The following is a 24,332-nucleotide window of genomic DNA, read 5'->3' as shown; positions in this document are numbered from 1 at the left end:
TTAAGTGTTTATTCTGCTAATGCTTGAGTGCTAGGTGTAATGCCTGCACTTTGATATTGACGGTAGCGATTGCGGGCAATGCGCTTAAGCTCATCGTCATTAGCGACAAAATCGATAATATGGGGCAAGTTTACCGCAAAAGTGGGCATGTGGTCTGCAAGATTAATCAGAACTTGGCGACTTTTATTTGGCCCTAAGGTGTCAAAACCAATTTCAACCGGCGCACCTGTTATTGGGCCTTCGCCTTTTAAATTGTGCGGTACAAAGGCGTTAGGCTCAAATTGCCACAGTAACTCGTCAATTGCATAAGCTTGTTGCTTGTCTTTGCAGTGAATATAGACGGTTTTTTGTTGGCGATAGTGTTGTTCTGCTAACCGGCAGGCAGCCAAATAAAGCGCATCTAATGCACTCATTTGATTATGATTATCAGGCATAAGGTAAAACAAGGCTTGAGTCATGTTGTGCAGCTTTTTACCGGTTTATAAGTTGACCACGAGTTTACACTAAAATCGCTTGCGGGTTAATGGCTGTGGTTTTGCTATTTATATGACATTAGCATAGCTCAATGTCATGATCGTCAGTTTAATCGTGCTGATTAATCCGACATAGAGCGCGATCATAATGGACTTTCTACGCCGCTGAGGTAATAGCTCCTTGATGGATGGACGTTGAGGAGATGATTGCTGTGGCGTTAAGCTTGAACGCCACAATACGAACCATCTAATAGTTAAATAACCTGAGCTCGGGATAATAAATGCCTTTCAAACAGTCCTTTGCCCTGCTAACTGCGTTGAATCGACTTACAATAGGCTAGCTATTGACGCGTCAATTCGCCTTGTTAGCAGAACAAATGACAAGCTTGAAAGAGAGGATGGGTAACGTGTTGATTTTAAATAGTATAAGTTCATCCCTTATCCCGAGTTCAGGTTAAAGAGTAAGAAATATCATTAATCATTAGCTGCTGTTTACGCCATGGACCTAGCAGTAGTAGCCGGGTATAAACTTGTTGTTGATTAATGGATAAGCTGAACCGGGTAGTAAAGCGGTCGTAACTGACCGCTATTTTGTGATTATCTATGAGATGTATTTTGTGTTGGTGACGCTCAAATAGCACTGCGTGCCCCTAGCGAATTAATTCACATTTTGCATGAGTAGGGCTTGTGCCTTTGGTGCACTCTTTTAATGCTCTGCGTTGCGCTTTTAACATTGAATCATAACCAAAACCGTAGCCATAGCGAATATGACCACTATCACTCACTGAAACGGCGAGTGCTTTATGGTTTTTAAAGTCTTTAAATTGAATTAATACATCAATCAGTTTTTGATCATTTGTGATGAATTGACATGCTTTAGCTTGCGGGTTGTGTTCGCAAGCTAATGGATATTGGTCAAATACAGGGTAGGAAATATCGATACTATCAAACCAAGAGGACCAGCTGGTTTCTTGAGTCTCAATTGTAATGTCAGCAGGAACATGAATTTGCAGATGTTGATCGTCAGAATCTTGTTGCCCTAACCAGATTAAGCTGAGTTTATTGTCGTTAGGATGGCCATTAGCAACGAGCACATCACCAGCGCAATTGTCGCACAGTTGCTCATCTGCTTTGATGATTGATATTTGAGTTGAGTAGTCAGAAGCACCGGCGCAGCTTCGTTCAAAGATAACAGCCTTGTACATTTTATCTAATGAAAGTGATTCGGTGTAAACGGTGTTACCGCACATGGAGCTGAGTAGCCAGCCCAATAAAATTGCCACTAACCCATAAAGGGCCAATGCACTAACGATTGTAATGATGATGACTTTTAGCGCTTTCACCTGAAGATCCCTTTCTGCGAGTTTGTTTTATAGATTATGGACTTATCATGTTTGCAAACGAGATAATAGGCTTGTTACGTATGTGTAACAAGTTAACAATTGTTTAGTTGCTGGCTATTTTTTCGCTTAGATTTTTCAAATCGACATTGTCGGTAGCGGTATTTTTAGCGGATAAAATGAGTCGATAATTAATACCATTGCGCATTAATAAGTGCCCACTCAGAATGCTTCCAGCGGTTTTTGATTAAGGCGTCGCTATGTAGTAATGGTTGTTCCCTTTCAAATAGCGAGAACGCAGAGCAAAAGCGGCAGGGGCATTCCTTTCAGGCGAGTTTTAAAAGGGCTTACACTGCGTTGCATGACTTCGAAAGAGAACAACTATTCATTCAGCCATACGCCTTGTTTAAGCCCTTTTACATTCTCGCTGAGAGATCATTTACTAACGCGGAATGGTATAACCGCGCCCTTGGTTAACGTGTTTAGCACAATGGCCAATGGCGCTGGATTTAAGATGTTGAGTTTTGGGAGTTTGGGTTTTTAGTGCTGAGCAATACTGATCTTTTGGGTAAAGTATCGGTCATAAATTGCTTGATACTGCCCTGATGTTTTTAGTTCATCAAATGCCTGTTGCCAGAGTGCCACTACCTCGTCACTTGTGTCGTTTGAAAAAGCAATGTACAAGGTTGAGTCGTATAGCTTAACTGGTGTACGTTCTATGGTATCAATATCGATATTTGCCGCTTTTGCTAAAAAAGGCATCACTAATTCGCTCATTGGTGCAGCGTCTACACGGCCGTAGCTGAGCATCTTTAGGGATTGTAATTGAGCATTGTCGGTGCTGAGATTGGTAAATCCTTGGGCGCTTAAGTAAGTGTGGTCGGCATTATCAAGCACCACGCCAATATTTTGTACTCGCTTGAGATCTGCTAAGTGGGCAACAGACAATTGCGAACTTCGCTTTTTATAAAAATATACGCCGCTAGTAATGATAGGCCCGACCCACTTCATGCTTTGTTCACGCTCAGGTCTTTTTGCGATAGCAAATAATGCAGTATTAGGTTGTGACTTTAACAACTGAAAAGCCCTATTAAAAGGGTACATTTCAATATCTGTTTTAGCACTCACATTGGTGTTTTGTATCATCGCCTGAATTATGTCGACAGAAAATCCACTTAGCACTCCGTTATCTTGGTAACTAAAAGGCCGTAGTGGGTGGGTAATAAATTGGGTGTCGTAGAGCGATTGTGCTGCTAGCTTGTTTAAAGGCATCAAGGTCACAAACGCACATATTAATATAGTACAGAGGCTTAATTGAGAGTATTTCATCAATTAATGGCCGATTGTAGGGGACTAGAGTGTTGAGCATGCCGTGCCATTCAATCAATTCCTTCTGATTGTTGAGTCAGTATATAACGTCGTTTTTAGCGATGTTGTTCGATGGTATTGTTCGATGATATTGTTCGATATTTAATCTACCATGTAATGAGGTTATAAAACAAACTATAACCTCATCATTATTGCGTTTATTGATGCGTTATTTAGGCACCTCTTTGCTTGAGGTTTGACTCAGTCTTGCCGGATCGGGGAACACAAAGTGCTGCTTGATTTGTTTCCAAGAATCATGACGTTTAATGATGTATCCCACTGCGACTAATATTGAACAAACTAAAATACCCCATCCAATCGCGTTGTCACCTAAGTCAGCCCAAAGCACGACTAAGCTTGATGCGCCGAAGGCAATCGAAATTTGAATAAAATTCTGTAATCCAGCGGCTTTTGACGCGTTGTGTTTAAACTCTTGCAGCGCATTGTTAACGACGATGGGATAAATTGCACCATTACTGCCAGCAAGTAGTGAAAATGCAATTAATAACGGCCAAATGGTGTCGGTGTTGATTAATACGCTTGAGACAAAAATGGCTGCAACGCAATAACCAAAGAAAATCAATAAGCAAGTTAATGTGGTTTGGGTACCCAGCTTTTTGATGAGTATTTTACTGGAGTAGCCACCAACGATAAACATGATTGTTTGTGGAACAAAACTTAAACCAATTTCTGTTGCGGCATAACCATATTGTTCCATTACCGCTGGCCATAAGGTTAAGTAAGCAAAAAAAGCCCCTGAGCACGCGCCAAATATTAATACATTACCCAAGTAGCGAGTATTGCTGAGTAGTTGCAGATAGCCAATATGTGTTTTATTGGCCTGAATAAGTTTGGATTCTTTAGGGACAAAAATACAGGTCATGGTAATCAGCATAACGGCGATGATACACAAACAGATAAACACAGCCCGCCAACCAAAACTGTTTAGTATAAATGCACCCACAATAGGGGCTAGCGCAGGAGAAAGTGCAACTAACGGCATGATATTAGAAAATATGTTTTGCGCTTTATCTGCTGGGTATTGTTCAATCACAATCGCCTGCCAAATTACCGCGGCGCTACACGCTCCAATCGCTTGAAAAAAGCGCGCAATGTTCATTGTCATGATGTTGTCACTGGTTGCAATCAATGCACTTGCCAGCATAAATAAACCTAAGCCGACCAGTAGGGCGTTTCGTTTGCCTATTTTATGGACTAACGGACCATACAGTAACTGACCGATTGCAAGCCCAGCTAAAAAGCTGGTTAGCGAAATAGCCACTTCTGAGGTGGTGGCATTAAATGTCCCTTCAATAGATTTGAACGAAGGTAGATACATATCTGTTGCAATAAACCCTAACATACTCAGCAAAGCTAAATAAAAAAGGAAAAAATAAAACATTAATTTTGTTGGTTTAGTGTTAGTAATTATATTGTTGCTGCTAAATTCTGACATCTTTAGTTCTGTTGGTATGAATAAAAAACAGTAGCTTAATGGGTTACTAAATTAGCAGGAAACGTTTATTTTTGACCACTGCCATCAAAAATATTGATGGATTAGATTGAGGGATTTATTTAGGATGTATTTTTATGTTTGTTGATTTTAGATAAATATCCATTTTTAATGAGTTAAATCAATATGCTTTCACAGCAAACTTTCGAATTAATTGATGTTGTTGCCCAAACAGGCAGCTTTACTGCGGCGGCAAAAAAATTACATAAAGTGCCATCTGCTATTAGTTATTCAATTAAACAAATTGAAACGGAATTAGGTGTTGAGCTATTTATTCGCCATCATCGCAGTGTTACGTTAACCCCTGCCGGTAAGCATTTTGCAGCCAAAGCTCGTGTCTTTTTGGCTGATATGGCGCTGATGAAGCGCGACACTCAACGAGTGGCGAATGGTTGGAAGCCCACTTTGTCAATTGCGCTTGATAACATCGCGAGAACCGACAGTGTACATGCCTTAATTGCTGACTTTTATAGGCAGTTTCAAGATGTTGAGTTAATTATTCGTATCGAAGTGTTTAATGGTGTATGGGAGGCACTTGCTACTGGTCGTAGTGATATTGCGATTGGTGCTACTACCGCCAATCCGGTTGGCGGGGCTTATAAGTTTACTTATATGGGCGACATTGATTGGTTGTTTGTTGTCAGTGCGGGGCATCCGTTAGCCGATATTGTGCGGCCTTTGATTGATGATGAACTTAAAGTGTTTCCGTCTATTTGCTTGGAAGATACGTCACGTGAAATTCCTAAACGAACCGATTGGTTGTTAAATGGCCAACGCCGCTTGGTTGTGCCCGATTGGCACAGTGCGATTAATTGTTTTGTCGAAGGGCTTGGTGTTGGCTATATGCCTGCTCATTTAGCACAGCCGTTAATTGAGTCGGGTAGGTTAGTGAGCAAGGTACTGAGTCGAATTAAGCAACCGAGCCCATGTTGTCTTGCATGGAATGATGAACAAATGTCACCCGCATTGGCCTGGGTATTAGATTATCTCGGTGATGGCGAGCAGTTACATCGTCAATGGCTGGCCTAATTTGAGGGCTGATTTAAGTCGTCTAATTTTGGTTGCCAACTCAATGGCACTTCACTCAATAACGCTTTACTCAATAGCACTTCGCTCAATAGCACTACGCTTAATAAAACTAAATTCAAAGTGACTATATTCAAAGTGACTATATTCAACGGCTCTAAACTTAAGCTCTCTAATCTTAAAACCATGCGGCCCGAGGTGATGATCATCTACCATTCCAATAAAACAGTAACAAAAAAGGGTAAAGCCTGCGCTTTACCCTTTTTTATGCGTTAAGCCAAAGCTTATTCGCTAATTTCAACACCAGCACGATTAATTAAGAACTGGCTTAAAATCGGCACCGGACGACCGGTTGAACCTTTGTTTGCGCCGCTATTCCAAGCTGTACCGGCTACGTCTAAATGCGCCCAGTTGTACTTTTTAGCAAAGCGAGACAAGAAACACGCCGCAGTGATTGAGCCCGCAGGACGGCCACCTAAGTTAGTCATGTCAGCAAACGGGCTGTCTAGCATGTCTTGGTATTCATCCCATAACGGCATGCGCCATGCACGGTCACCGCTTTGCTCACCAGCATTAAGCAATTCATGTGCTAATGGGTTGTGTGAGCTAAACAAGCCTGAAGCATGTTTACCTAATGCAATCACACATGCACCGGTTAAGGTTGCCGTATCAATGACAAGCTCAGGATCGAAGCGTTCAACGTAAGTTAATACATCACATAACACTAAACGACCTTCAGCATCAGTGTTAAGCACTTCAACCGTTTGACCTGACATGGTTGTTAAAATGTCACCTGGGCGATATGCGTTACCCGCAGGCATGTTCTCACAGCCAGCTAAAATACCAATAACATTGATAGGCAACTTCATTTCACATAGCGCTTTCATTGCGCCAATTACACCCGCAGCGCCACCCATGTCGTATTTCATTTCGTCCATGGCTTCGCCTGGTTTTAATGAAATGCCGCCTGAGTCAAAGGTTAATCCTTTACCCACAAGTACAATTGGTTTTTCTGTGCTGTTTACTGCGCCTTGATATTCCATCACGGTCATAATTGACTCGTTTGCGCTAGCACGACCTACAGCAAGGTATGAATGCATACCTAACTTGGCCATTTGCTCTTCGCCAATGGTCGTCACTTTTAGGTTTTCGTGCACTTCAGCCATTTGACGAGCTTGAGATGCTAAATAAGCTGGGTTGCAGATATTCGGTGGCATGTTGGCCACGTCGCGGCATAAATGCATACCTGCTGACACCGCGGCTCCGTGCTCAATCGCGCGCTCACCAATGGTGAGTTCACGGCGAGTAGGCACATTAAATACCATTTTACGCAGTGGACGACGAGTTTCACCCTTACGGGTTTTTAATGCATCAAATGAATATAAGCTGTTTTGAGTTGTTTCAACGGCTTGGCGAACTTTCCAATAGGTGTCGCGGCCTTTGACATGCAACTCAGTTAAGAAGCATACTGCTTCCATAGAGCCTGTTTCGTTTAACGTGCTGATGGTTTTTGTGATGATTTGTTTGTATTGGCGCTCGTCTAGCTCACGCTCTTTACCACAACCAACCAATAATACACGTTCACTTAATACGTTGGGTACGTGATGCAATAGCAACATTTGACCAGGCTTACCTTCAAGGTCGCCACGGCGAAGTAGATTACTAATGTAACCTTCACTGATTTTATCCAATTGCTCTGCGATACCAGATAAACGGCGAGGTTCGTAGACACCAACAACGATACAAGCCGAACGTTGCTTTTCGGGGCTGCCGCTCTTTACGCTAAACTCCATGAGCACTCCTAGATTCTTAAAGACAAATTTTTATATTTATTAGATAATGTTTGCATTAGGCCATCTGGCATATAATCAACGAAAAGGTGTTAACTGTTTGGGATTATTAACTAAAAAAAGGCGGAAATTGACTGCCAAAATAGAGGTTAATGATGACCCGAAAGCACCTTCCGCGCTGGTCAGAAAACTAGCAAAACTGCTGAAAGTAGACAGTTTACATGAAAGTTGCTCTGATACCAGTAAAAAGATAAGTTTAACCACCGGATCCTACTTGTGATTGTATTTAGATACCTGATTGGTGAAGTTTTAAAAGCACAATTTGCGGTACTTTTGGTACTGTTAACTATTTTTATTAGCCAGCAATTTGTGCGCGTGTTAGCTGACGCTTCAGACGGCGAATTTCCTGCATCATTAGTCATGACATTGCTGGGGCTTAACTTGCCTCAATTAACCGTTTTAGTCTTGCCGCTGAGTTTCTTTTTAGCCATTTTATTGGCTCATGGGCGTATGTATGCCGAAAATGAAATGGTGGTATTGCACGGCGTAGGTGTTAGTGAGTGGTATGTCACCCGCGTCACGTTACTGGTTGCGCTTGGCAATTTGATTTTTACTGCTTATTTGTCGATTTATGTCGGTCCGTGGGCAGAAGAACGTCAAAACCAGGTATTAGAGAAAGCTCAGTCGGAGGCCGGTCTTGCAGCCTTGACTCAAGGGCGCTTCCAAGCCAGTCCTAACGGGCGGGCGGTGTTGTTTGTTGAGCGTATTAACAAAGATAACACTCTTGATAACGTCTTTGTGGCGCAGTTACCCGATCCTGAAGATGAAGATGGCTTAACCAACATTGTTGTTGCTCAGCAAGGCCGAGTGATAGAAGACGATATTGGCAGCCAACAACTGCAACTTGAAAACGGAGTACGTTACCAAGGTAGTCCCAATTCTCTTGACTTACAGACCATTGAGTTTGGTGGTTATAAAATGGAAATCAAAGAGCAGGAAGTGGATGAGCGTCGTCGTAAATTGTCAGCACTGCCTGTTGACGAATTATTGGCAACCCCAGGACCTGAAGCCTCAGCTGAGTTTCAATGGCGTTTGGCAATTCCTATCGCTATTCCATTAATGACATTAATTGCCGTACCTTTAGCTCGAGTGAACGTTCGTCAAGGTAAGTTTGCCAAAATGTTCCCGGCTATTTTATTGTATTTAGGCTATTTTGGATTGATGGTAGCGGGCCGTAAAGCCTTGCAAGATGAAGTGGTACCACAGTATTTAGGCATGTGGTGGATCCATGGTTGCGCTTTGATATTAGGGTTACTGTTATTAGTTAAAGAGCGGCCGTCAGGTAAAAAGTTGCTAGGCTTATTTAAACGTAAGCAGGTGACAGCATGAGAATTTTAGACCTTTATATTGCCCGTATGATTGTCAGCACGTCGGCTTTGTGTTTACTTGTTCTAACTGGCTTGTCGGGCATTATTAAGTGGGTAGATCAGTTACGCGTTGTCGGGCGCGGTAGCTATACGTTAATCGATGCGGGTATCTACGTATTGTTTTTAGTGCCACGAGACATTGAAATGTTTTTCCCAATGGCGGTACTCCTTGGCGCGTTAATCGGCATGGGGATGTTGGCGTCTAATTCTGAGCTTGTGGTCATGCAAGCTTCTGGCATGTCGCGTTTACAAATTACTCAATCGGCGATGAAGACTGCTATTCCACTGATGATTATGGTGATGGCGCTAGGAGAGTGGGGCGCTCCCATTGCGGAGAAAAGTGCTAAAGAATTGCAAGCGGTTAAAACCTCAGGTGGCAGTTTAATTAAATCTCATCGCGGTGTTTGGGCTAAAGATGGCGATATGTTCGTTAATATCGGTGAAGTGATCAATGTCGATTCCCTTAATAATGTTAGCTTATATCGCTTTAACGATAAGCTTGAATTGACGGGCGTTACTCACGCTGAGCAAGCCATGTTTAAGGGGGATGTTTGGAAGCTCATTGGCGTTAATCACACTTCAATACAAGATGATAAAGTGGTTCGAGATTATGTAGACAGCGATATTTGGCGCTCATCACTGACACCAGATAAATTGAGTGTCGTGTCTGTTAAGCCTGAGTCGTTATCCATTCGAGGGCTTCTCGATTATCTAGACTATTTAGAGGTTAACCAGCAAGACTCAAGTCGATATGATTTAGCGTTATGGCGCAAGATTATGCAGCCTGTGACGGTGGCAGTGATGATGCTCGTGGCGTTATCGTTTGTGTTTGGTCCATTGCGTACCGTAACGATGGGCGCTCGAGTGTTATTGGGTGTTGTGGCTGGCTTTAGTTTTTATATTAGTAACCAAATATTTGGTCCCATGAGCATTGTTTACGAGATACCGGCATTTATTGGGGCCGTCGCGCCCAGTGTGTTATTTACCGGCTTTGCCTTATATTACATCCGAAAATAAATGTTTTGCTAACGCGATAAACAAAAATGGCAACCAGTAGGTTGCCATTTTTATTACTTAGGAATTAACTAAAATCACTAACTGTTACCATCAACTAATTCCATCAAATTATGTCATTATTTAGCGATATTATGCGCCGTGCCAATTACGCATTTGATTGGCCTCAACCGACAATAACACCACTTCTGAACGGGTCATCATGTCTTGCAAAGCCAGTTTATCGGCATTGATTAAAATCCATAAGTTACCCACACCTAATAAAGACCACACTACGCGAGCACAAGCAGTAATAAAGCTCAGGTTTTGCCCGTTAGGATGTTGGACTTTTAAACGCCAGGCTCTCATGCCTAACGTTTGACCTCCACGGCTCCAAAAAATAGCGTAAAAGCTCACCACACACAGTGCTAACCACAGCTGATAAAGTCCATGATAAAGCGGCGTGTTATTGAGTAGATCTGAAGTGTGCTCAAAACCATTGAGTGAAATCATGCCGCTGCTTTGTAAGCCAAAGAAGACAGCAAAACCAATCGCACCGGCAAACATATAAACTGCAACAGCGAGTAAAGAATCATAAATTATCGCCCCGACTCTGCGAACAAAACTGGCTCGAGGGAAATTGGCATGTTCTGTGTTTAACATTGATATTCCTTACGACTCAATTGAGGTTAGATTTCATCATCTTCACGCACAAACTTAATGCTGGTAAAGCCAAAACGAGCGAATTCGCTTTTGCGGAATTCTTTTTCTGCTTTAGCGCCTTTTTTTGAGGTCAATGCAATCTGCTTTTCCATGGAGAGAAACTTTTTTAAATCAATTCCTTCAGCCTCAGCAGCCGCTTCATAAAGGTCGTGGTGTATGTCGTAGCTAAATGGAATCGTTTTTGTTTGACCTTTAAAAATGTAAATCACTTGGCGCGCCATGACGAACTCCTGAAATTAATGTAAATCATAAATAATATGGTACCTAGGATGATTGTCCTGCCATAAGATGGCTATTAAGGCATGAGGTTCCACGTTGTAAGAGTCTAGTGGGTGTAACTGCAGGCTCTTACATAATGGCTAATTGTCCCACGTTCAACAGGCTATAACCAATAGGTTCGCAAAAACTTGCCATAAATTATCAATAAAATTGCTATTAACCTTTATCAAGAGGCCATTGGTTACATTTAAGTTAACGTTAAATATAAATAACAGGCTCCAGCAGGATAGCTGCTAAGCGATTGAGTGAGTTTTGGCGATGTTGCGTGTGGCTTAAAGCCTTGTTGCAGCCAATACGTGTGTGCACCTTGCACCGCAACGAGCCCAATGCCGTCGATATTTAACGCGCTAGCTTGATTAAGTACATGCGTTAAAAGTTGTTTGCCAACCCCTAAACCTTGCGCACTCGGTGCAATGGCCATGTCATGTAAATACCAACTGGTTGAATGTTGCGATGATATCTCACTGTCTAACGACGGTGCATCGCCACGATTCCAAGGATGCACTAAAGCATAGGCTAATACTTGTTGAGTTTGCTCGAAGACCACACAGGTTGAAGGCGATGCCAGCCATTTACTTTGCATCACACTTAACGATTCAGGAGTGAGCTCGACATAACATTGAGCTTGTATGGCCATAATGCTTGACCAGTCAGTGAGGCAAATCGGGCGTATTGGCATATTAATCAGTTTTGGCTTATTTTAGAGGCGATTATACTCAGAAATGCGCTAAATTCCATGCGTTAAACTGTGTTAAAGTGGCATCCACATTGTTAATGAGTGGCTAATTAAGCTGCGAGACTCGGTATCATAAGGAACATCACTATAATGAAAATTAATTTACCTTTAACGATCACACCCGCGGTGTTTTCCGCGTTAATTGCCGTTTTTGCATGTTTTTCTTTTACGGCTAATGCTGGCATTGAAGCATTTAAACCCGGCACCGTGATTAAAGATTATGGCAAGGTTGCAGAGGTCAATAGCAGTTTAGTGATCCCCAAAGGCATGAAGTTTAAAGTGGCGTTTGATTTAGGCCAAGCAGCAAAAGCGGGTGAACTTAATCGCAGCATAGATACCTTAGCCCGTTTTATTAATATGCACGTTGCAGCCGGAGTGAAACGAGAAGACATTTCACTGGCGATGGTCGTTCATGGGCAAGCTGCGAGCGATATGACTCAAGAGCGATTTTATAAAATGCTTAATACGGGTAAGAGTAATGCTAATGCAGACTTGATTGCGCAATTAGTTAAACAAGGCGTTAGGTTTTATGTGTGCGGCCAAACCGCAGCTTATTATGGCATTACGCCTGATGACTTATTACCTGGAGTGGATATGGCGCTGTCGGCATTAACGGCTCATGCTGTATTGGCTCACGAAGGTTATAGCGTAAACCCGTTTTAAGCCTTTTACGCTTAGACTATTGCTCAATGTGCTCAAATACTGCTTGCTGGGTGTATTTGTTGATAATGCGCGTAATCGTACCGTTAGACTGCAACTCAATAATAGCTGCATTGATTCTCGGTAATAATGCCGCATGTTCTTTTCGAAGTCGCATCACTATATGCCCTTTTGAATGGAGCGCGGCAAGCGTGATAGGACTGTTGAGCTGTTTGGCCCAATATAATGCGGGCAAGTCACCCGATATTGCCGCTTTAACTCGGTCTTTATAAAGTGCTTTGATGAGTTCTCGTTCTGAGTTGAAATCCACCCGGGTGAACTCTGTGTCATCATGGTATAAGTAGCCACCTACTGTACCAATTTCTTGACCTTTTAGGCTGTCGTTACTTTGCCAATCTTTAGCGTTAGAGGCTAGGGTAATGATGTGCTCTTCAATGGCGATAATGGCTGACGATTGAACAAATTCCTCGCCTAAATCGTCATGAGGAAACCAACTCGGGCTAACAAAATCAAAGTCAAGCCAACCACTGTCTAACGCATAGTTGGTTCGTCTTGGTGGAAAGTTGTGTTTTTCAATTTTGATGTTGGCATGGGTGAGCAAAAGGGGCACTAACTCACCTAAAATACCAGGGCTTTCAGGTGAGTCGGGGATGTAATAAGGCACCCAATTACTGGAACCATTAACGTTATATTTGAGCGCAGTATCGGCAAACGCTAGCGTAGATAGAAAAAGGAGTACAAAGCAAGTCACCGCAATAACGCTTCTTTTCATGGTACCTCCTCACATTACACGTGTACCCACAATACGCTGCCGGGTTTGCTTTTGCTAATATTGATCAAGACACAATAAGCATAAACTTGGATGCAGATTTTTAGGCCGTAAGGTGTAGGTCTTGTGATGTTTAATCAGTGTAGTTTTCTTATTGCCTTGGCTTAATAAAATGCCTTGAGTGAGTGCTAAACGCGCCACTAGACTTTCATCACCGCGGATGTACATGGAAATAGATTTAACGATGTTGTCATCGATAATGTGCTGATTAAATTCTTTAGCAGAGATGATTAAGCTCGATTGCCCAACGCTGTCTAGCTTAAGTTTAGCGTCTATATCGGTGTCGGTAATGATCACCCACTTTTGTGCCGTTAATTCAGCGAGCAGATTTTTAAGCCCAGCTCCTGTAGCGATAGCGCTATTATTGGCTTGTTGATACTGATCGGCAATACAAGTCAGCAGTCGTTTAAGCTGGGCTCCAGCACCTTGGCTGCGTGCTTGACGGATCCATGTTGTGAGATCGTCTGCGACTAGTTTAGAAAAACGTTTAGTTTTTAATGACTCAACCATCCAATTGCATAAAAAGTGGCTTTCTTGTGCTGGCGTTCTTGGCGATTTATGCTGCGATGCAGAAGTGTTTATGGCATCGATGCCTGCCAGGGCTAAAGTCAGTAATGCTTGGTTATATGTTTCGGTGGTCATTTCAACAAATCAATAAAGTAAATTGACCACTAGTTTACCGCGGCGTTGCTAATTGCTAAATAGATTTTTTCATCGACTTGATAACTAAGCCGGCCATTGGATATTTTTCACTACACAATGGCCATGAGTTATCATTTTTGCGGTGGGAATTGCGCCAAAATTGCGATAACGGTTTGGTTAATTCCCTGGGCTTTTTCTTCGCCGCCTTGATCAAAATGATATTGGCCATTACCACGCCAAATTAAACGCTTATCTTTAGGATCGACAATATCAATTTGTATTATTTGTGTTTTTGCGGTGTCACTGCCAAGTGGAATGCCAATACTCGTGCCTAAACCAATACCACCACTAGAACCCCAAGTGCCGGAACCTAAGCCAATAGACAGGCCTGAGTTTTTTTCTTTGTCTTGAGTGACAAAAGCGTAATTGACAATAAAGTCAGCATTGTCTGCTTGATAAACATAACCTTGATTCAATAATGTTTGCTTAATATCCGCGTTAATTCTGTCTGCGGTTAATGGGTCATCCGTTTGCTCAATGGTAAGTTGACTAAAGCTATTGAGTGCAGAAAAGTCATAATTTACATCATAATCTTGCTTTGGTTTAGTTGTGCACGAGGCCACTAATAGCAACGAACTTAAGATGATGACAGGCTTGCGCCATCCTATGTAACGACTAAAAAATTGACCAGAACGCCAAAATGTTTTCATGAGACCTCCTATTAAACAGCAATAATGTACAAAATTAACTCAATTAGTATAACCTTAATATACGAAGATTGTAGCTGTGTAGATCCGTTACCTATACTTCTTGCAATGAATGTCACGATGAATGTATCGATTAATTTATCGACTATATCGTATAGTAATCGATAATCTGAAAGAGTCTTCATTTTATGTACTGGAGTTAATTTCACTGATGATGGAACAGTTAAGTTTTTTTGCGGTCCCCAGCCCTTGTATCGGCGTATGTCAGTCTGACAGTCGCGGTTATTGTGTGGGTTGTCTTCGAAGCCGTGATGAGCGTTTTAACTGGATGACGTTTAGTGAGTTACAAAAACAAGATGTGATTCGTTTGTGCTTGCAGCGAAAACGTCGCCGTCAATATGCTCTGCATAAAGCCAAGCAACAAGAAGTGCTTAATCAACAAGCTGCCCACACTGCGCAATTCGATTTTGACAATAACAACGATTCAGTAAGCGATGATGTCGATTTAGCGGGTTTTAGTTTAGATGACTTTGGTTTAGATAATTAGCTAAGCGGCTCAGCTTTATGTTATTAGTTTTATGTTATTAGCTTTTAGTTACTTAGTTTTAAATTACTCAGTCTTAAACTGTGGGCTTACTGGGCTTACTGGGCTTACTGGGCTTTCATGGCATGCCAGAATAACTTGAAGCTGGCGCTGCGATGTATTTTGTCATCTCCTAGATGTGGGTTGTCGGTAAAAAAACGAATAGCAGCTAAGTACTGACCATGACAATTTTCGAGTAATAATTCACTCGGAAAATCCGCAATAATCCCTTGTTGTTTACCTTGCTCAATCAAATCAACCACAAAACCTAAAATACTGGTCATCGCTTGCTTTCTTACTGCGGCATCAATATCGGCTGACATTGAATATTGTAAAAAGAACAATTGTTTAAGGGGTTGTGCTATGGCCCAGTCAATGGCTTTTTGCCACAGGTTATTGGCGTCTTTTTCAATGTCGCCACAAAGCGCAATATTACTCACCATATTGTTAGCAAACTCCTGTTTAATCGACAGGAAAAGTTGGTTCATTATGTCATTTTTTGCCGGAAAATGATGAAATAGTGTACCCGTAGCAACCCCTGCTGCTTTAGCAATTGATGCGGTTGATGTGGCATTAAAGCCTTTATCGACAAACAGTGACAGCGCCGAATCTAAAATGGCTTGTTTCTTTTGTGTAATGGTAACGGGTGCACTATTCATTAGGTCAATAATACCTGTCAATTAAGTGGTTTGAGCCCAACAAGTGTTGCAATACATTTACTGGGCTTGAGCATGATTAACGTAAGAAGAATTTCATCAATAGGCGTTGAATAAAGCCACCATAAGGTGGATGTACAAAAATACCAGTGTTAATTTTACCACTGTTTAATACCGTTTTTGCGTGGCTAAACGTTAAGAACCCTTCTTTACCGTGGTAGTGCCCCATACCTGATGGACCAATGCCACCAAACGGAGCATCATCTGCTGCGACATGAAACACTGTGTCATTAATACAAACACCACCAGAATGGGTTTGCTGCAAAATAGTTTGCTGAGTTTGGTTATCAAAACTCATCAGGTAAAGCGCAAGCGGTCTATCACCCCGGTTAACATAACTGATGGCTTCGGAAATATTGTGATAGCTAATAATGGGTAACAATGGCCCAAATATTTCATCTTGCATAAGCAGCATGTCGTCGGTGGTTTGAGTGATGAGCTGCGTTGCTAACTTTCGTGAACTACTTGATACAGGGTCATCGGTTGCTGACGTGACGTTGGCACCTTTGCTTTTTGCATCATCGAGCACTTTCATTAAACGTTGATATTGGCGATCGTTAATTATGTTGCCGTAATCGTCATTGTTGACAAAGTTTGGATACATTTTGCTGAATCGTGCACGGTACGCTGCTATAAACTCATCAACTTTTTCGGCTGGGCAGAGCACATAATCAGGCGCCACACAGATTTGCCCTGCATTTAAACATTTACCAAAAATGAGCCGTTCAACGGCGGTTTCCATTGGCATATCTGGGGCAATGATTGCCGGTGACTTGCCGCCTAACTCTAAGGTGACGGGGGTTAAATTATTGGCCGCAGCGCGCATAACATGACGCCCCACTACAGTAGAGCCGGTAAACAAAATATGATCAAAAGGCAGCGATGAAAATTCGGCTGCAACTTCAGCTTCGCCTTCAACAATAGCGACCTCTGACGTTTCAAAAATAGTGGCCAATAATTGTCGTAAAACCGCATTAGTGGCAGGAGTGAATTCTGACATTTTCAGCATGGCACCATTGCCAGCCGCAATGGCTGTGACCAATGGGCCCATTGATAGCATGATGGGGAAGTTCCACGGCACGATAATGCCTATTACGCCCAATGGCTGATATTGCACTGAAACCCTAGACGGTGACAATAACATACCCGCATGACGACGACTCGGTTTCATCCACGATTTGAGATGCTTTATGGTGTAATTGATATTATTAATGCAAGGTAAAATATCTGAAATGACGGTGTCGTTAGCTGAGCGGTGACCATAATCTTGATTAAGGGCATCGATTATTTTTTGTTGGTTATCAAGCAATGCGAGTTTTAATTGAGTGAGCTTATTGACGCGTGACTGATAACTGGGTGCCGGTTGCGACAAATAACGGCTTCGTTGAGTGTCGAGTAATTGCGCGAGTGAGTTTACTGTTTGATCAACTGCCATGTTCATTATTATTCTCCGGCTGAAGTAGGTTGTCGGTTAATCATGCCTGTTTCAACATGCCTGTTTCAACATGATAGTATTGCCCTTTGTGAATGGCCAATATGTTTAAAAATAAACCGACTGATTAGTCGGTCTGATATTAGGCGTGTTTTTGAACCAACGCAAGTTTTCGGTATGTTTTTTGATTTCGATCACTAAAAAATCACCCATTCATGACTACACTAATAATGAAAGGGGAGTGATTAATCTTGCAGATACAATCTACAGATTGTAATGGTATCTTCGGGTTGTATTGGTGTTTATTAGCTGTAATGGTTACTGTCATCGTTAATCGGTTACTTCACTCATAAGCTGTTCACGTACGGGAGGATAACAACATGCGTACACGTAATATTTTATGGCCTACCGATTTTTCTGATACGGCGTCACATGCGCTACGATATGCGATTGAAATGGCAAATTTGTACAATGTGGGAATTCGTATTTTGAATGTGGTTGATCAACCTCTTGGTGACGAAAATTATATGGTGCTCGCCATTACGCCCGAAGAGTTGTCTAAAACTATGGAAGATGCTGCCGCTAAGCAAATGCATGAATTATTAGCTCAGCTAAAAACCGATTTAAAGGTCGAAACGGTGATCCGTCGTGGTGATGCCGTGACCGAAATTTTGGCTGAAGCCAATAGCGATGAAATTGGCATGGTGGTTATCGCCAGTCATGGTCGCACAGGTCTTGCGCACTTTTTACATGATAATGTGGCTGAAGAAGTGGCTAACAAAGCGAAATGCCCGGTGTTAGTGGTCAAGTAACCTTTAGCTGCTTGAGCCTGGTTGATTAACAATGCTGACCAGTGACCAGTGACCAGTGACCAGTGACCAGTGACCAGTGATCAGGATAGGTAACTGGTAGCATTTGTAATCTCGTCTAGATTGTGTCTGTTTGTAATGGCCTAGACAACTTTGTTTGTGTGGGTCATCTGAGGCTAAATCCAGTTTTGGGTATTACGATTCACAGCATGTAACGAGCGTGAAATGATCTGCTCAGCAATGTCGGTTGGGACATAGGGAAACACGATACTGCCACTGGCAAGGCCCACTTCGACATAAGCAAGTTTTGAACGCTTTTGCCCCTGTGTTTGGGTTATTTTTACATGCTGAACTTTGTCAAACGCAATGCGTTTCCATTGCCTGCCTAACAAACCTGTATGCTGCCAAACCACCTTATCTTCAAGCACATATCCCCAATGTCGATAGCGTAAATAGATGACTCCAATGACGATGGAGGTTATCAACCATGTCGTTTCAAAGTAGCTCAAATTGCGACCATCGAACCAAGCTATAACCGACAGTAATATGGCGATAGCAAGTGGCAGCATGATCCGCCTTGTAAACCAATTAATGTGAATATGGGTGTAATGACGAGGTAAAGCGCCAGCGCCACCACTGAGATTGGGCATGGCTGTTAAAATCGATTCGACTTCGTTTGGTTTAACACTGGGGATAAGCATATGTTGCTTGGTTTTTTGCTCAACCTCCTGACCTTTGACTTGTTTAAAATACAAGGTCCAGCGTTTAAATAAACGTGCCAATACCGGCTGTTGAGCATGGATAAGTTGTACCCGTTTAATGGCCAAAGCATCTTGTTGATGTGAAATTACCCCGCCGCTGCGCTGAAGGGTATCGTCGTGCCGGTCGAGCTTGTATGGGTAATATTTCAACACAGCAGCAATAATCGATATAAGTGAAAACAATCCGTATAAAAAGAGTAAACCCATGATAAAGAACAAGCTTTGTAAGCCGATGTTTTGGTGAGTTTGGCTCTCTATCCATAACCAGAACTGCTTGGCTAATGGCGAATCAAATACCTTGTCTACATTGAGCTGGCCAAGGACTGGACCAGCAATCACCGCAAACCAAATAAAGTTATTATGGTAAAAGCCAAACAGCAATAAATCACCAAACGATTTACGAGCGATCGGTTGCGAGTCTAACGCCTCTGTATGCGCTGTTTTTGCCAGTGAGGCATCTGTTGTTTGAGCCGAGTGGTTAAGTGGATCCTCTGATTGTTTTAGCTTGAGTAATAAACGCTTAAGTGTTTGTGCTTGTTGTGTATCTAAGGCGGCAAGCTGTGCTTCATCTTTTTTGGAACCTGCGGTTTCAATAACTAAGGTGCCTAACGACAAGGGTTTAAAATAAAAAGGCTGCTCATAACGAATGTTTTGAATGCGGGTGAGTGGGATTTCATCTTTTTTAGTAAAAAATAGCCCACGCTTTACCTCGAGTTGTTCGCCATTTAAACGGAAGCGGAATTTACGCCACTCAATGGTGGCAGCAATGCTCACAAGGATGATGATTGCACTTAGCGCCAGGATAAACCATTGCGCATCAAAGCCTTGTTTCCAACCCGTATACACTAAAGGGATTACAGCAAACCCGTTACTGAGAATGCCTTTTAGGGTGCTAAAAATATAAGTAATAATCGACCAGGGTGACAAGGCCTGCCAGTCTTTGAGTTGATTGGCGAGATCATCACTGCTGTGCTGCTGAGTCGTAGCGGCCTCTATAACATCAGGTTGTTTTATCGGTTGAGGTGTTTTTGGCGACTCATCCATGAGGAGTGTCCTCAACGGATGTTTCGACTTTAGACGTGGTGAGTTGATGCTCCAAATCTTCGTTGGCTTGAGTGTCATTTTCTAATGAACTATTGCTGTCATTCTCATGCGGTTCAGTTACAGGCTGGTGGTTCGATGCCGCCTTAACTAACAGGTGCTGACGTATATGTTCAGCCAGTTCGGCATTTAATCCGGGTAAATCTATTTCTGCTACGCCACTGCCTGCGCTAAAGCATTTTAATGACACCAAGTTATATCTGCGCTCAAGCGGCCCCTGGGATAAATTAACATGTTGTAAGCGGGTATAAGGTAATGCGGTTGTCGAGATCCAAAATAGACCTTCACGTAACACTAACTCGTGCTCAAATACGCCATAGGCGATCCGCTTGGCTTTAAGATGAATCAGTTTAATGATAATTAAGGCCAGCAATGCATAACTAGGCAATATTGATAATGTCACGCTCGTTGGAATATCGGGATTCACGAGACCAAAAATGGTAATGGCGAGGGTGATGAATATCGCGATGGCAACACTGATAATGAGTAGCAATTTGGGGTAATTCGCATCGACAGCTGTTAAGGGTAACGTGGCTAAAGGAATATATTGCGCCTGCGTTAAGCTAGGGCCATGTTGATAATGGATTAATTCAACTTCGGGCTCATTCAATGTCGAGGAGATTTTTGTTGATAATTGAGGGCTTTTTTCTGTTGGTTCCATTTTCATTATTATGTTATTCCTTTGTTACCGTCCATATTATATTGCCATGTTTTAATGGCAATTAGCGACTAACAGGTTGTAAATGTTTATCTCAAGTGGTTTTTGCCTATTGATTAGGCCTCAACCGTTGATATAACTTGCAAGCAAGGCGACACATGCAGTAATTTCAGATTAAGTGGTATTATTTATAAGGCGTTATCATGATGTTTTCTGAGCTTAACGAGGTCAATAAATCGCAAAAGGCTTTTTTGCGGAAATTGTATTTAGCGCATTTACTTGATGAAGAACAGCATAACTTGTTGAGCTTGCAAAAATTAACAGGTATGCCAAGACGAACCTTACAAGATGCCATAACTGCGTTTGCTGATATTGGTATTAAGGTTGATTTTATCCAGCAAGGTCAGCGACATAATGAAGGGCATTATCGAATTTCGACTTGGGGCCCCATTAGCAGTGCGTGGGTAAATAGCCATTTTCAACAAATTAAAACGGTGATAGAAGAGGGCGAACCTCAGGAATTGGCCAGCTAGTTTACTTGGCTTTAGTGCTGTTTGAACACGAGTCAATTATGACAATTCACATTTTATTATTCGATACTCAAGGTCATTTGTTGTCGCATGGCGATGACAGCTTAATGGCGCAATACGATCCTAATCTACATCTTATTTGGATTGATATTAGCGGTCCTAATAATCACGCTTTCTTTAACGAACACCCTCAGTTTGGTATTGATAATCTTGATTTTGAAGACGCGCATCGTGAGCGTCATCCGCCACAAATAGAGGCCTACAGTGATCACGCTTATCTGCTCACTCACGAGCTGATGGAGCGCGAGAATTATTTATTACTCGATAGAAGTCATTTGCTAATGCATGTGAATAGTCAGTTTTTGATTACACAGCACCTCAAACCGTCTATTAGTGTCAGCAAAGTCCCCCAACAATTGATTGACAGTAACGCGATAGTTGCGCCTGAAATGAGCTCGGTGTGTTTTGCTATTATGCGGCAAATTGTGATCGATTATTTAGCGGTGATGTTGGCGTTAGAAGAACGCCTTAATGATATTGAAGACGAGATTTTTGATGCCTCAAGCGATGATTTGCTCGCTGAATTAATGGCATACAGCAGTAAATTACAAAAGGCTAAACGCTCGTTTAGCTATCATGAAGAATTGCTACAACAACTGTTAGGCGATGATGGTCAACAACACATTGGATTTGATTACTCACAGTTGAGTTATTTATATAACCAGTTCGAGCGTTTATCGAGCCGTGCCAGTTTATACCTAGGCCTAGTCAGCGGCTTAATTAATGGCTTTATTTCTGTGAGCGCACATAAAACCAACCGGGTGATGATGACATTAACCTTAGTCACGGCTATATTTTTGCCGTTAACGGTCATCGCGGGTATTTATGGGATGAACTTTGACAATATGCCAGAGCTCAAATGGTCTTATGGCTATTTTGCAGTATTGATCTTAATGGCGCTAATTGCAGTTTCGGGTTTATGGATGGCTAAAATAAAGCGCTGGTTTTAACACAATAGCGTCAATAGGAGAAATGGTGTCAGGTTTGCAAAAGGGGTTTGATTTTGATGGGCCACATACCGAGTTAGCTCTCGATGCCGATAACGTCATTATGGGCCATCAAATTGCTCATCAAATCAATCCACCCGTCACTTGGGTTAAAGGCTTCTTATCCGCTAAACAGCAAGAGTTGTTGCTTAATGAGGTGGCTCACTATCCTTTAGAAAAAGTCGCGATTGAAGTGTATGGTAAACAACATCTTATTCCACGAACGCAAGCGTGGTTTGGCGATGTGGGCTGCGATTATCATTATTCTAAATTGCACATTAGCGCATTACCCTGGCCCCAAGTATTAAGTCGGTTACGACAAAAGCTGTTGAGCGATCATCAAATACAAAGCAATTCAGTGTTAGTAAATCGCTACGCTGATGGGCATGATTGTATGGGATGGCACAGTGATGATGAGCCAGAGATTGTGACTCGTTCTGCGATTGCATCTGTCACATTGGGTGCTTGCCGAGATTTTGTTGTGCGCCATAAAGAGACGCAAACTAAAGTAAAATATGCACTGGAGTCAGGTGATTTGTTGATTATGCATCCAGGTATGCAACAGCACTGGCAACATGCTTTGCCTAAACGACTTAAAGTAACCGAGCCAAGAATTAATTTTACTTTTAGGCATGTTATCCCTCATTACTATCGCTAAGTCAGTGTTGTCACAACACTGCTAAGCAAAAAGCTTTTATTGAACCTTACTGTGCCATGTTTACGTACTAAACAGGTATGAGAACACCTTGCAGTGGTGCAATAAATGATAAAAGTAAATGTTAAGACTTCTTCTACCGGTGGCATCACAACGCCACATCAGAATGTTAATGCGCTCTATTGGCTTGGCGATGATTTACGCATAGCCGATAACGCTATATTTGCCGATATAGCCAAGAATGCACAGCAACTTATGATGGTGTATTGTATTGATCCGCAGTGGTTTCGTAGTGTTCAATATCAAGCCGACTATGTAGGAAAGCACCGATTGCGCTTTTTACTTGAGTCACTGCAGGATTTAGATGACTCCCTCAATCAATATGGCCAACAACTTCACATCGTTTATGCTCGGGCGCAAGATTGCTTGCCTCACATTATTGATATACATGGTATTACGCGAGTTTATCGAAGCCATCACAGCGGTACGGATGAGCAAGCGGCATGGCAGGTTATTCAGCAGAAATGCAGCGATAGTGCAGGCATTGAATTTTCAACCGTAACGACTCAAACCTTATTTAATTTAGCGCAATTGCCTTTTGATTTAAATGCGCTCCCAGCGACATTCAGTCAATTTCGTAAACAGCTTGAGGGTATTGATATTACTGCGGCCAGTGATGCGGTTTCTTGGCTGCCACCAATGATCCCGTTGCAATCACAAGATAGGCTGTTGCAGGATTGGTTACGGTACCCCAAATGGCTCCCTCAAACTCACATGATGAGTAATGTATTTTGTGGCGGCGAGGCTCAAGGTGCGTTGCAATTAGACAGTTATTTTGCCTCTAATTTGGCCCACAGTTATAAAGTTGTGCGTAACGAACTCGATGGGTGGGAACACTCAACAAAGTTTTCGCCATGGTTAGCCAATGGTTGTTTATCGGCACGCCAAGTCGTATCGGCATTGCGACAATTTGAATCAGAGCATGGTGCCAACGACTCAAGCCAATGGATAGAATATGAGTTATTGTGGCGAGAGTATTTTCATTGGTATAGCCATAAATTTAATCGCACAATATTTCGTTTTTCTGGGATTAGCGGCAAAAAGCCGTTAACCAGTTTTTATGCACAACGATTGCAAGCCTGGAAAACCGCAACCACGCCATTTGCTCTGGTTAATGCATTAATGAAACAATTAAATAACACCGGTTACATGTCTAACCGTGGTAGGCAAATTGTCGCCAGCTGTTTGATCCATGAGTTGCAATGTGATTGGCGCTATGGTGCAGCATATTTTCAGCAACAACTGATCGACTATGACGTGGCAGTCAATTGGGGGAATTGGCAATATTTGGCCGGTGTGGGTGCCGATCCTCGAGGTTCCAGACGGTTTAATCTTGCCAAACAACAGCAAACTTACGACCCTCTTGGCCACTTTATTGCCGCATGGCTAGGCAGCGAAGCCTTACAACAAGGTGAGGGCAGCAATAACCCGAGTATTGATACTGTGGATATGGCTGACTGGCCAACGGCGTGAGG

25 protein-coding genes are annotated in these 24,332 nt (G+C 42.4%); 10 read left to right on the top strand and 15 right to left on the bottom strand.

Annotation, left to right across the window (positions count from 1 at the left end):
* Positions 1 to 8: 8 nt before the first annotated feature.
* The 4 genes from ACROAE_RS01190 to punC all read right to left on the bottom strand — a co-directional run bounded on the left by ACROAE_RS01190 (position 9) and on the right by punC (position 4,637).
* On the bottom strand, positions 9 to 458 hold the full coding sequence (locus ACROAE_RS01190; RefSeq protein WP_432399091.1) for a DNA polymerase III subunit chi: 450 nt from the start codon (positions 456 to 458) through the stop codon (positions 9 to 11).
* Between the two features lie 665 nt (positions 459 to 1,123).
* Positions 1,124 to 1,816: a hypothetical protein gene (locus tag ACROAE_RS01185; protein WP_432399090.1), complete on the bottom strand. Its 693-nt coding sequence runs from the start codon at positions 1,814 to 1,816 to the stop codon at positions 1,124 to 1,126.
* 537 nt (positions 1,817 to 2,353) lie between these two features.
* Positions 2,354 to 3,085 (bottom strand): substrate-binding periplasmic protein, encoded by a 732-nt coding sequence (locus ACROAE_RS01180; RefSeq protein WP_432399089.1) that lies wholly within the window; start codon positions 3,083 to 3,085, stop codon positions 2,354 to 2,356.
* 265 nt (positions 3,086 to 3,350) lie between these two features.
* The gene (gene punC, locus ACROAE_RS01175) at positions 3,351 to 4,637 is read right to left on the bottom strand and encodes a purine nucleoside transporter PunC (RefSeq protein WP_432399088.1); all 1,287 of its coding nucleotides are present in this window, start codon (positions 4,635 to 4,637) and stop codon (positions 3,351 to 3,353) included.
* A gap of 183 nt (positions 4,638 to 4,820) precedes the next feature.
* Between punC and punR the strand changes: the two genes are divergently transcribed.
* Positions 4,821 to 5,723: a DNA-binding transcriptional activator PunR gene (punR, locus tag ACROAE_RS01170; protein WP_432399087.1), complete on the top strand. Its 903-nt coding sequence runs from the start codon at positions 4,821 to 4,823 to the stop codon at positions 5,721 to 5,723.
* A 281-nt stretch (positions 5,724 to 6,004) separates the two neighbouring features.
* On the opposite strand, the gene pepA is transcribed toward punR, so the two are convergent.
* Complete coding sequence (gene pepA, locus ACROAE_RS01165) at positions 6,005 to 7,513, bottom strand: leucyl aminopeptidase (protein ID WP_432399086.1); 1,509 nt, start codon at positions 7,511 to 7,513, stop codon at positions 6,005 to 6,007.
* Positions 7,514 to 7,786: 273 nt separating this feature from the next.
* Here pepA and lptF point away from each other — a divergent pair, with 273 nt between their 5' ends.
* A complete protein-coding gene (gene lptF / locus ACROAE_RS01160) occupies positions 7,787 to 8,899 on the top strand; it encodes an LPS export ABC transporter permease LptF (protein ID WP_432399085.1) in 1,113 nt (370 codons plus the stop codon).
* Positions 8,896 to 9,954 carry an LPS export ABC transporter permease LptG gene (lptG, locus tag ACROAE_RS01155; protein ID WP_432399084.1) on the top strand — a complete coding sequence of 353 codons (1,059 nt, stop codon included), beginning with the start codon at positions 8,896 to 8,898 and terminating at the stop codon, positions 9,952 to 9,954. Before lptF ends, lptG begins: the two co-directional genes overlap by 4 nt.
* A gap of 129 nt (positions 9,955 to 10,083) precedes the next feature.
* Here the strand turns inward: lptG and ACROAE_RS01150 are convergent, their stop codons facing one another.
* From ACROAE_RS01150 to ACROAE_RS01140, 3 genes are all read right to left on the bottom strand, one after another.
* Positions 10,084 to 10,593 (bottom strand): RDD family protein, encoded by a 510-nt coding sequence (locus tag ACROAE_RS01150; protein WP_432399083.1) that lies wholly within the window; start codon positions 10,591 to 10,593, stop codon positions 10,084 to 10,086.
* A 26-nt stretch (positions 10,594 to 10,619) separates the two neighbouring features.
* Positions 10,620 to 10,874, bottom strand: a complete 255-nt coding sequence (locus tag ACROAE_RS01145; protein WP_432399082.1) for a DUF2960 domain-containing protein — start codon at positions 10,872 to 10,874, stop codon at positions 10,620 to 10,622.
* A gap of 245 nt (positions 10,875 to 11,119) precedes the next feature.
* Positions 11,120 to 11,569, bottom strand: coding sequence for a GNAT family N-acetyltransferase (locus tag ACROAE_RS01140; protein WP_432399081.1), 450 nt, complete (start codon positions 11,567 to 11,569; stop codon positions 11,120 to 11,122).
* 189 nt (positions 11,570 to 11,758) lie between these two features.
* Here ACROAE_RS01140 and ACROAE_RS01135 point away from each other — a divergent pair, with 189 nt between their 5' ends.
* Complete coding sequence (locus ACROAE_RS01135) at positions 11,759 to 12,331, top strand: DsrE family protein (RefSeq protein WP_432399080.1); 573 nt, start codon at positions 11,759 to 11,761, stop codon at positions 12,329 to 12,331.
* Positions 12,332 to 12,347: 16 nt separating this feature from the next.
* Here ACROAE_RS01135 and ACROAE_RS01130 read toward each other — a convergent pair whose 3' ends face one another.
* The 3 genes from ACROAE_RS01130 to ACROAE_RS01120 all read right to left on the bottom strand — a co-directional run bounded on the left by ACROAE_RS01130 (position 12,348) and on the right by ACROAE_RS01120 (position 14,467).
* On the bottom strand, positions 12,348 to 13,100 hold the full coding sequence (locus ACROAE_RS01130; protein WP_432399079.1) for a substrate-binding periplasmic protein: 753 nt from the start codon (positions 13,098 to 13,100) through the stop codon (positions 12,348 to 12,350).
* A 54-nt stretch (positions 13,101 to 13,154) separates the two neighbouring features.
* Positions 13,155 to 13,799, bottom strand: a complete 645-nt coding sequence (locus ACROAE_RS01125) for a DUF2913 family protein (protein ID WP_432399078.1) — start codon at positions 13,797 to 13,799, stop codon at positions 13,155 to 13,157.
* A gap of 131 nt (positions 13,800 to 13,930) precedes the next feature.
* The gene (locus ACROAE_RS01120) at positions 13,931 to 14,467 is read right to left on the bottom strand and encodes a DUF4136 domain-containing protein (RefSeq protein ID WP_432399212.1); all 537 of its coding nucleotides are present in this window, start codon (positions 14,465 to 14,467) and stop codon (positions 13,931 to 13,933) included.
* Positions 14,468 to 14,720: 253 nt separating this feature from the next.
* On the opposite strand from ACROAE_RS01120, the gene ACROAE_RS01115 reads away from it, so the two are divergent.
* Positions 14,721 to 15,053, top strand: a complete 333-nt coding sequence (locus ACROAE_RS01115; RefSeq protein WP_432399211.1) for a DUF1289 domain-containing protein — start codon at positions 14,721 to 14,723, stop codon at positions 15,051 to 15,053.
* A 104-nt stretch (positions 15,054 to 15,157) separates the two neighbouring features.
* Here the strand turns inward: ACROAE_RS01115 and ACROAE_RS01110 are convergent, their stop codons facing one another.
* Positions 15,158 to 15,748 (bottom strand): TetR/AcrR family transcriptional regulator, encoded by a 591-nt coding sequence (locus ACROAE_RS01110; RefSeq protein WP_432399077.1) that lies wholly within the window; start codon positions 15,746 to 15,748, stop codon positions 15,158 to 15,160.
* A gap of 76 nt (positions 15,749 to 15,824) precedes the next feature.
* Entirely contained in the window at positions 15,825 to 17,246 is a 1,422-nt protein-coding gene (locus tag ACROAE_RS01105; protein WP_432399076.1) for a coniferyl aldehyde dehydrogenase, read from the bottom strand.
* Between the two features lie 371 nt (positions 17,247 to 17,617).
* Between ACROAE_RS01105 and ACROAE_RS01100 the strand changes: the two genes are divergently transcribed.
* Positions 17,618 to 18,049 carry a universal stress protein gene (locus ACROAE_RS01100; protein WP_432399074.1) on the top strand — a complete coding sequence of 144 codons (432 nt, stop codon included), beginning with the start codon at positions 17,618 to 17,620 and terminating at the stop codon, positions 18,047 to 18,049.
* Between the two features lie 173 nt (positions 18,050 to 18,222).
* Here the strand turns inward: ACROAE_RS01100 and ACROAE_RS01095 are convergent, their stop codons facing one another.
* Positions 18,223 to 19,851 carry a PH domain-containing protein gene (locus ACROAE_RS01095; RefSeq protein ID WP_432399073.1) on the bottom strand — a complete coding sequence of 543 codons (1,629 nt, stop codon included), beginning with the start codon at positions 19,849 to 19,851 and terminating at the stop codon, positions 18,223 to 18,225.
* Entirely contained in the window at positions 19,844 to 20,575 is a 732-nt protein-coding gene (locus ACROAE_RS01090) for a PH domain-containing protein (protein WP_432399071.1), read from the bottom strand. The genes ACROAE_RS01095 and ACROAE_RS01090 overlap by 8 nt, the downstream gene beginning before the upstream one ends.
* A gap of 194 nt (positions 20,576 to 20,769) precedes the next feature.
* On the opposite strand from ACROAE_RS01090, the gene ACROAE_RS01085 reads away from it, so the two are divergent.
* From ACROAE_RS01085 to ACROAE_RS01070, 4 genes are all read left to right on the top strand, one after another.
* The gene (locus ACROAE_RS01085) at positions 20,770 to 21,099 is read left to right on the top strand and encodes a winged helix-turn-helix domain-containing protein (protein ID WP_432399070.1); all 330 of its coding nucleotides are present in this window, start codon (positions 20,770 to 20,772) and stop codon (positions 21,097 to 21,099) included.
* Positions 21,100 to 21,137: 38 nt separating this feature from the next.
* Complete coding sequence (locus ACROAE_RS01080) at positions 21,138 to 22,106, top strand: magnesium transporter CorA family protein (RefSeq protein ID WP_432399069.1); 969 nt, start codon at positions 21,138 to 21,140, stop codon at positions 22,104 to 22,106.
* Between the two features lie 100 nt (positions 22,107 to 22,206).
* On the top strand, positions 22,207 to 22,800 hold the full coding sequence (locus tag ACROAE_RS01075) for an alpha-ketoglutarate-dependent dioxygenase AlkB family protein (RefSeq protein ID WP_432399210.1): 594 nt from the start codon (positions 22,207 to 22,209) through the stop codon (positions 22,798 to 22,800).
* 105 nt (positions 22,801 to 22,905) lie between these two features.
* Positions 22,906 to 24,330, top strand: a complete 1,425-nt coding sequence (locus tag ACROAE_RS01070; RefSeq protein ID WP_432399068.1) for a DASH family cryptochrome — start codon at positions 22,906 to 22,908, stop codon at positions 24,328 to 24,330.
* Positions 24,331 to 24,332 lie beyond the last annotated feature (2 nt).

It is taken from the genome of Shewanella sp. MF05960, assembly GCF_050849305.1.
Lineage (GTDB): Bacteria > Pseudomonadota > Gammaproteobacteria > Enterobacterales > Shewanellaceae > Shewanella.
Note: the sequence above shows the minus strand (reverse complement) of the source record. Positions and strands in the feature narration are given on the sequence as shown.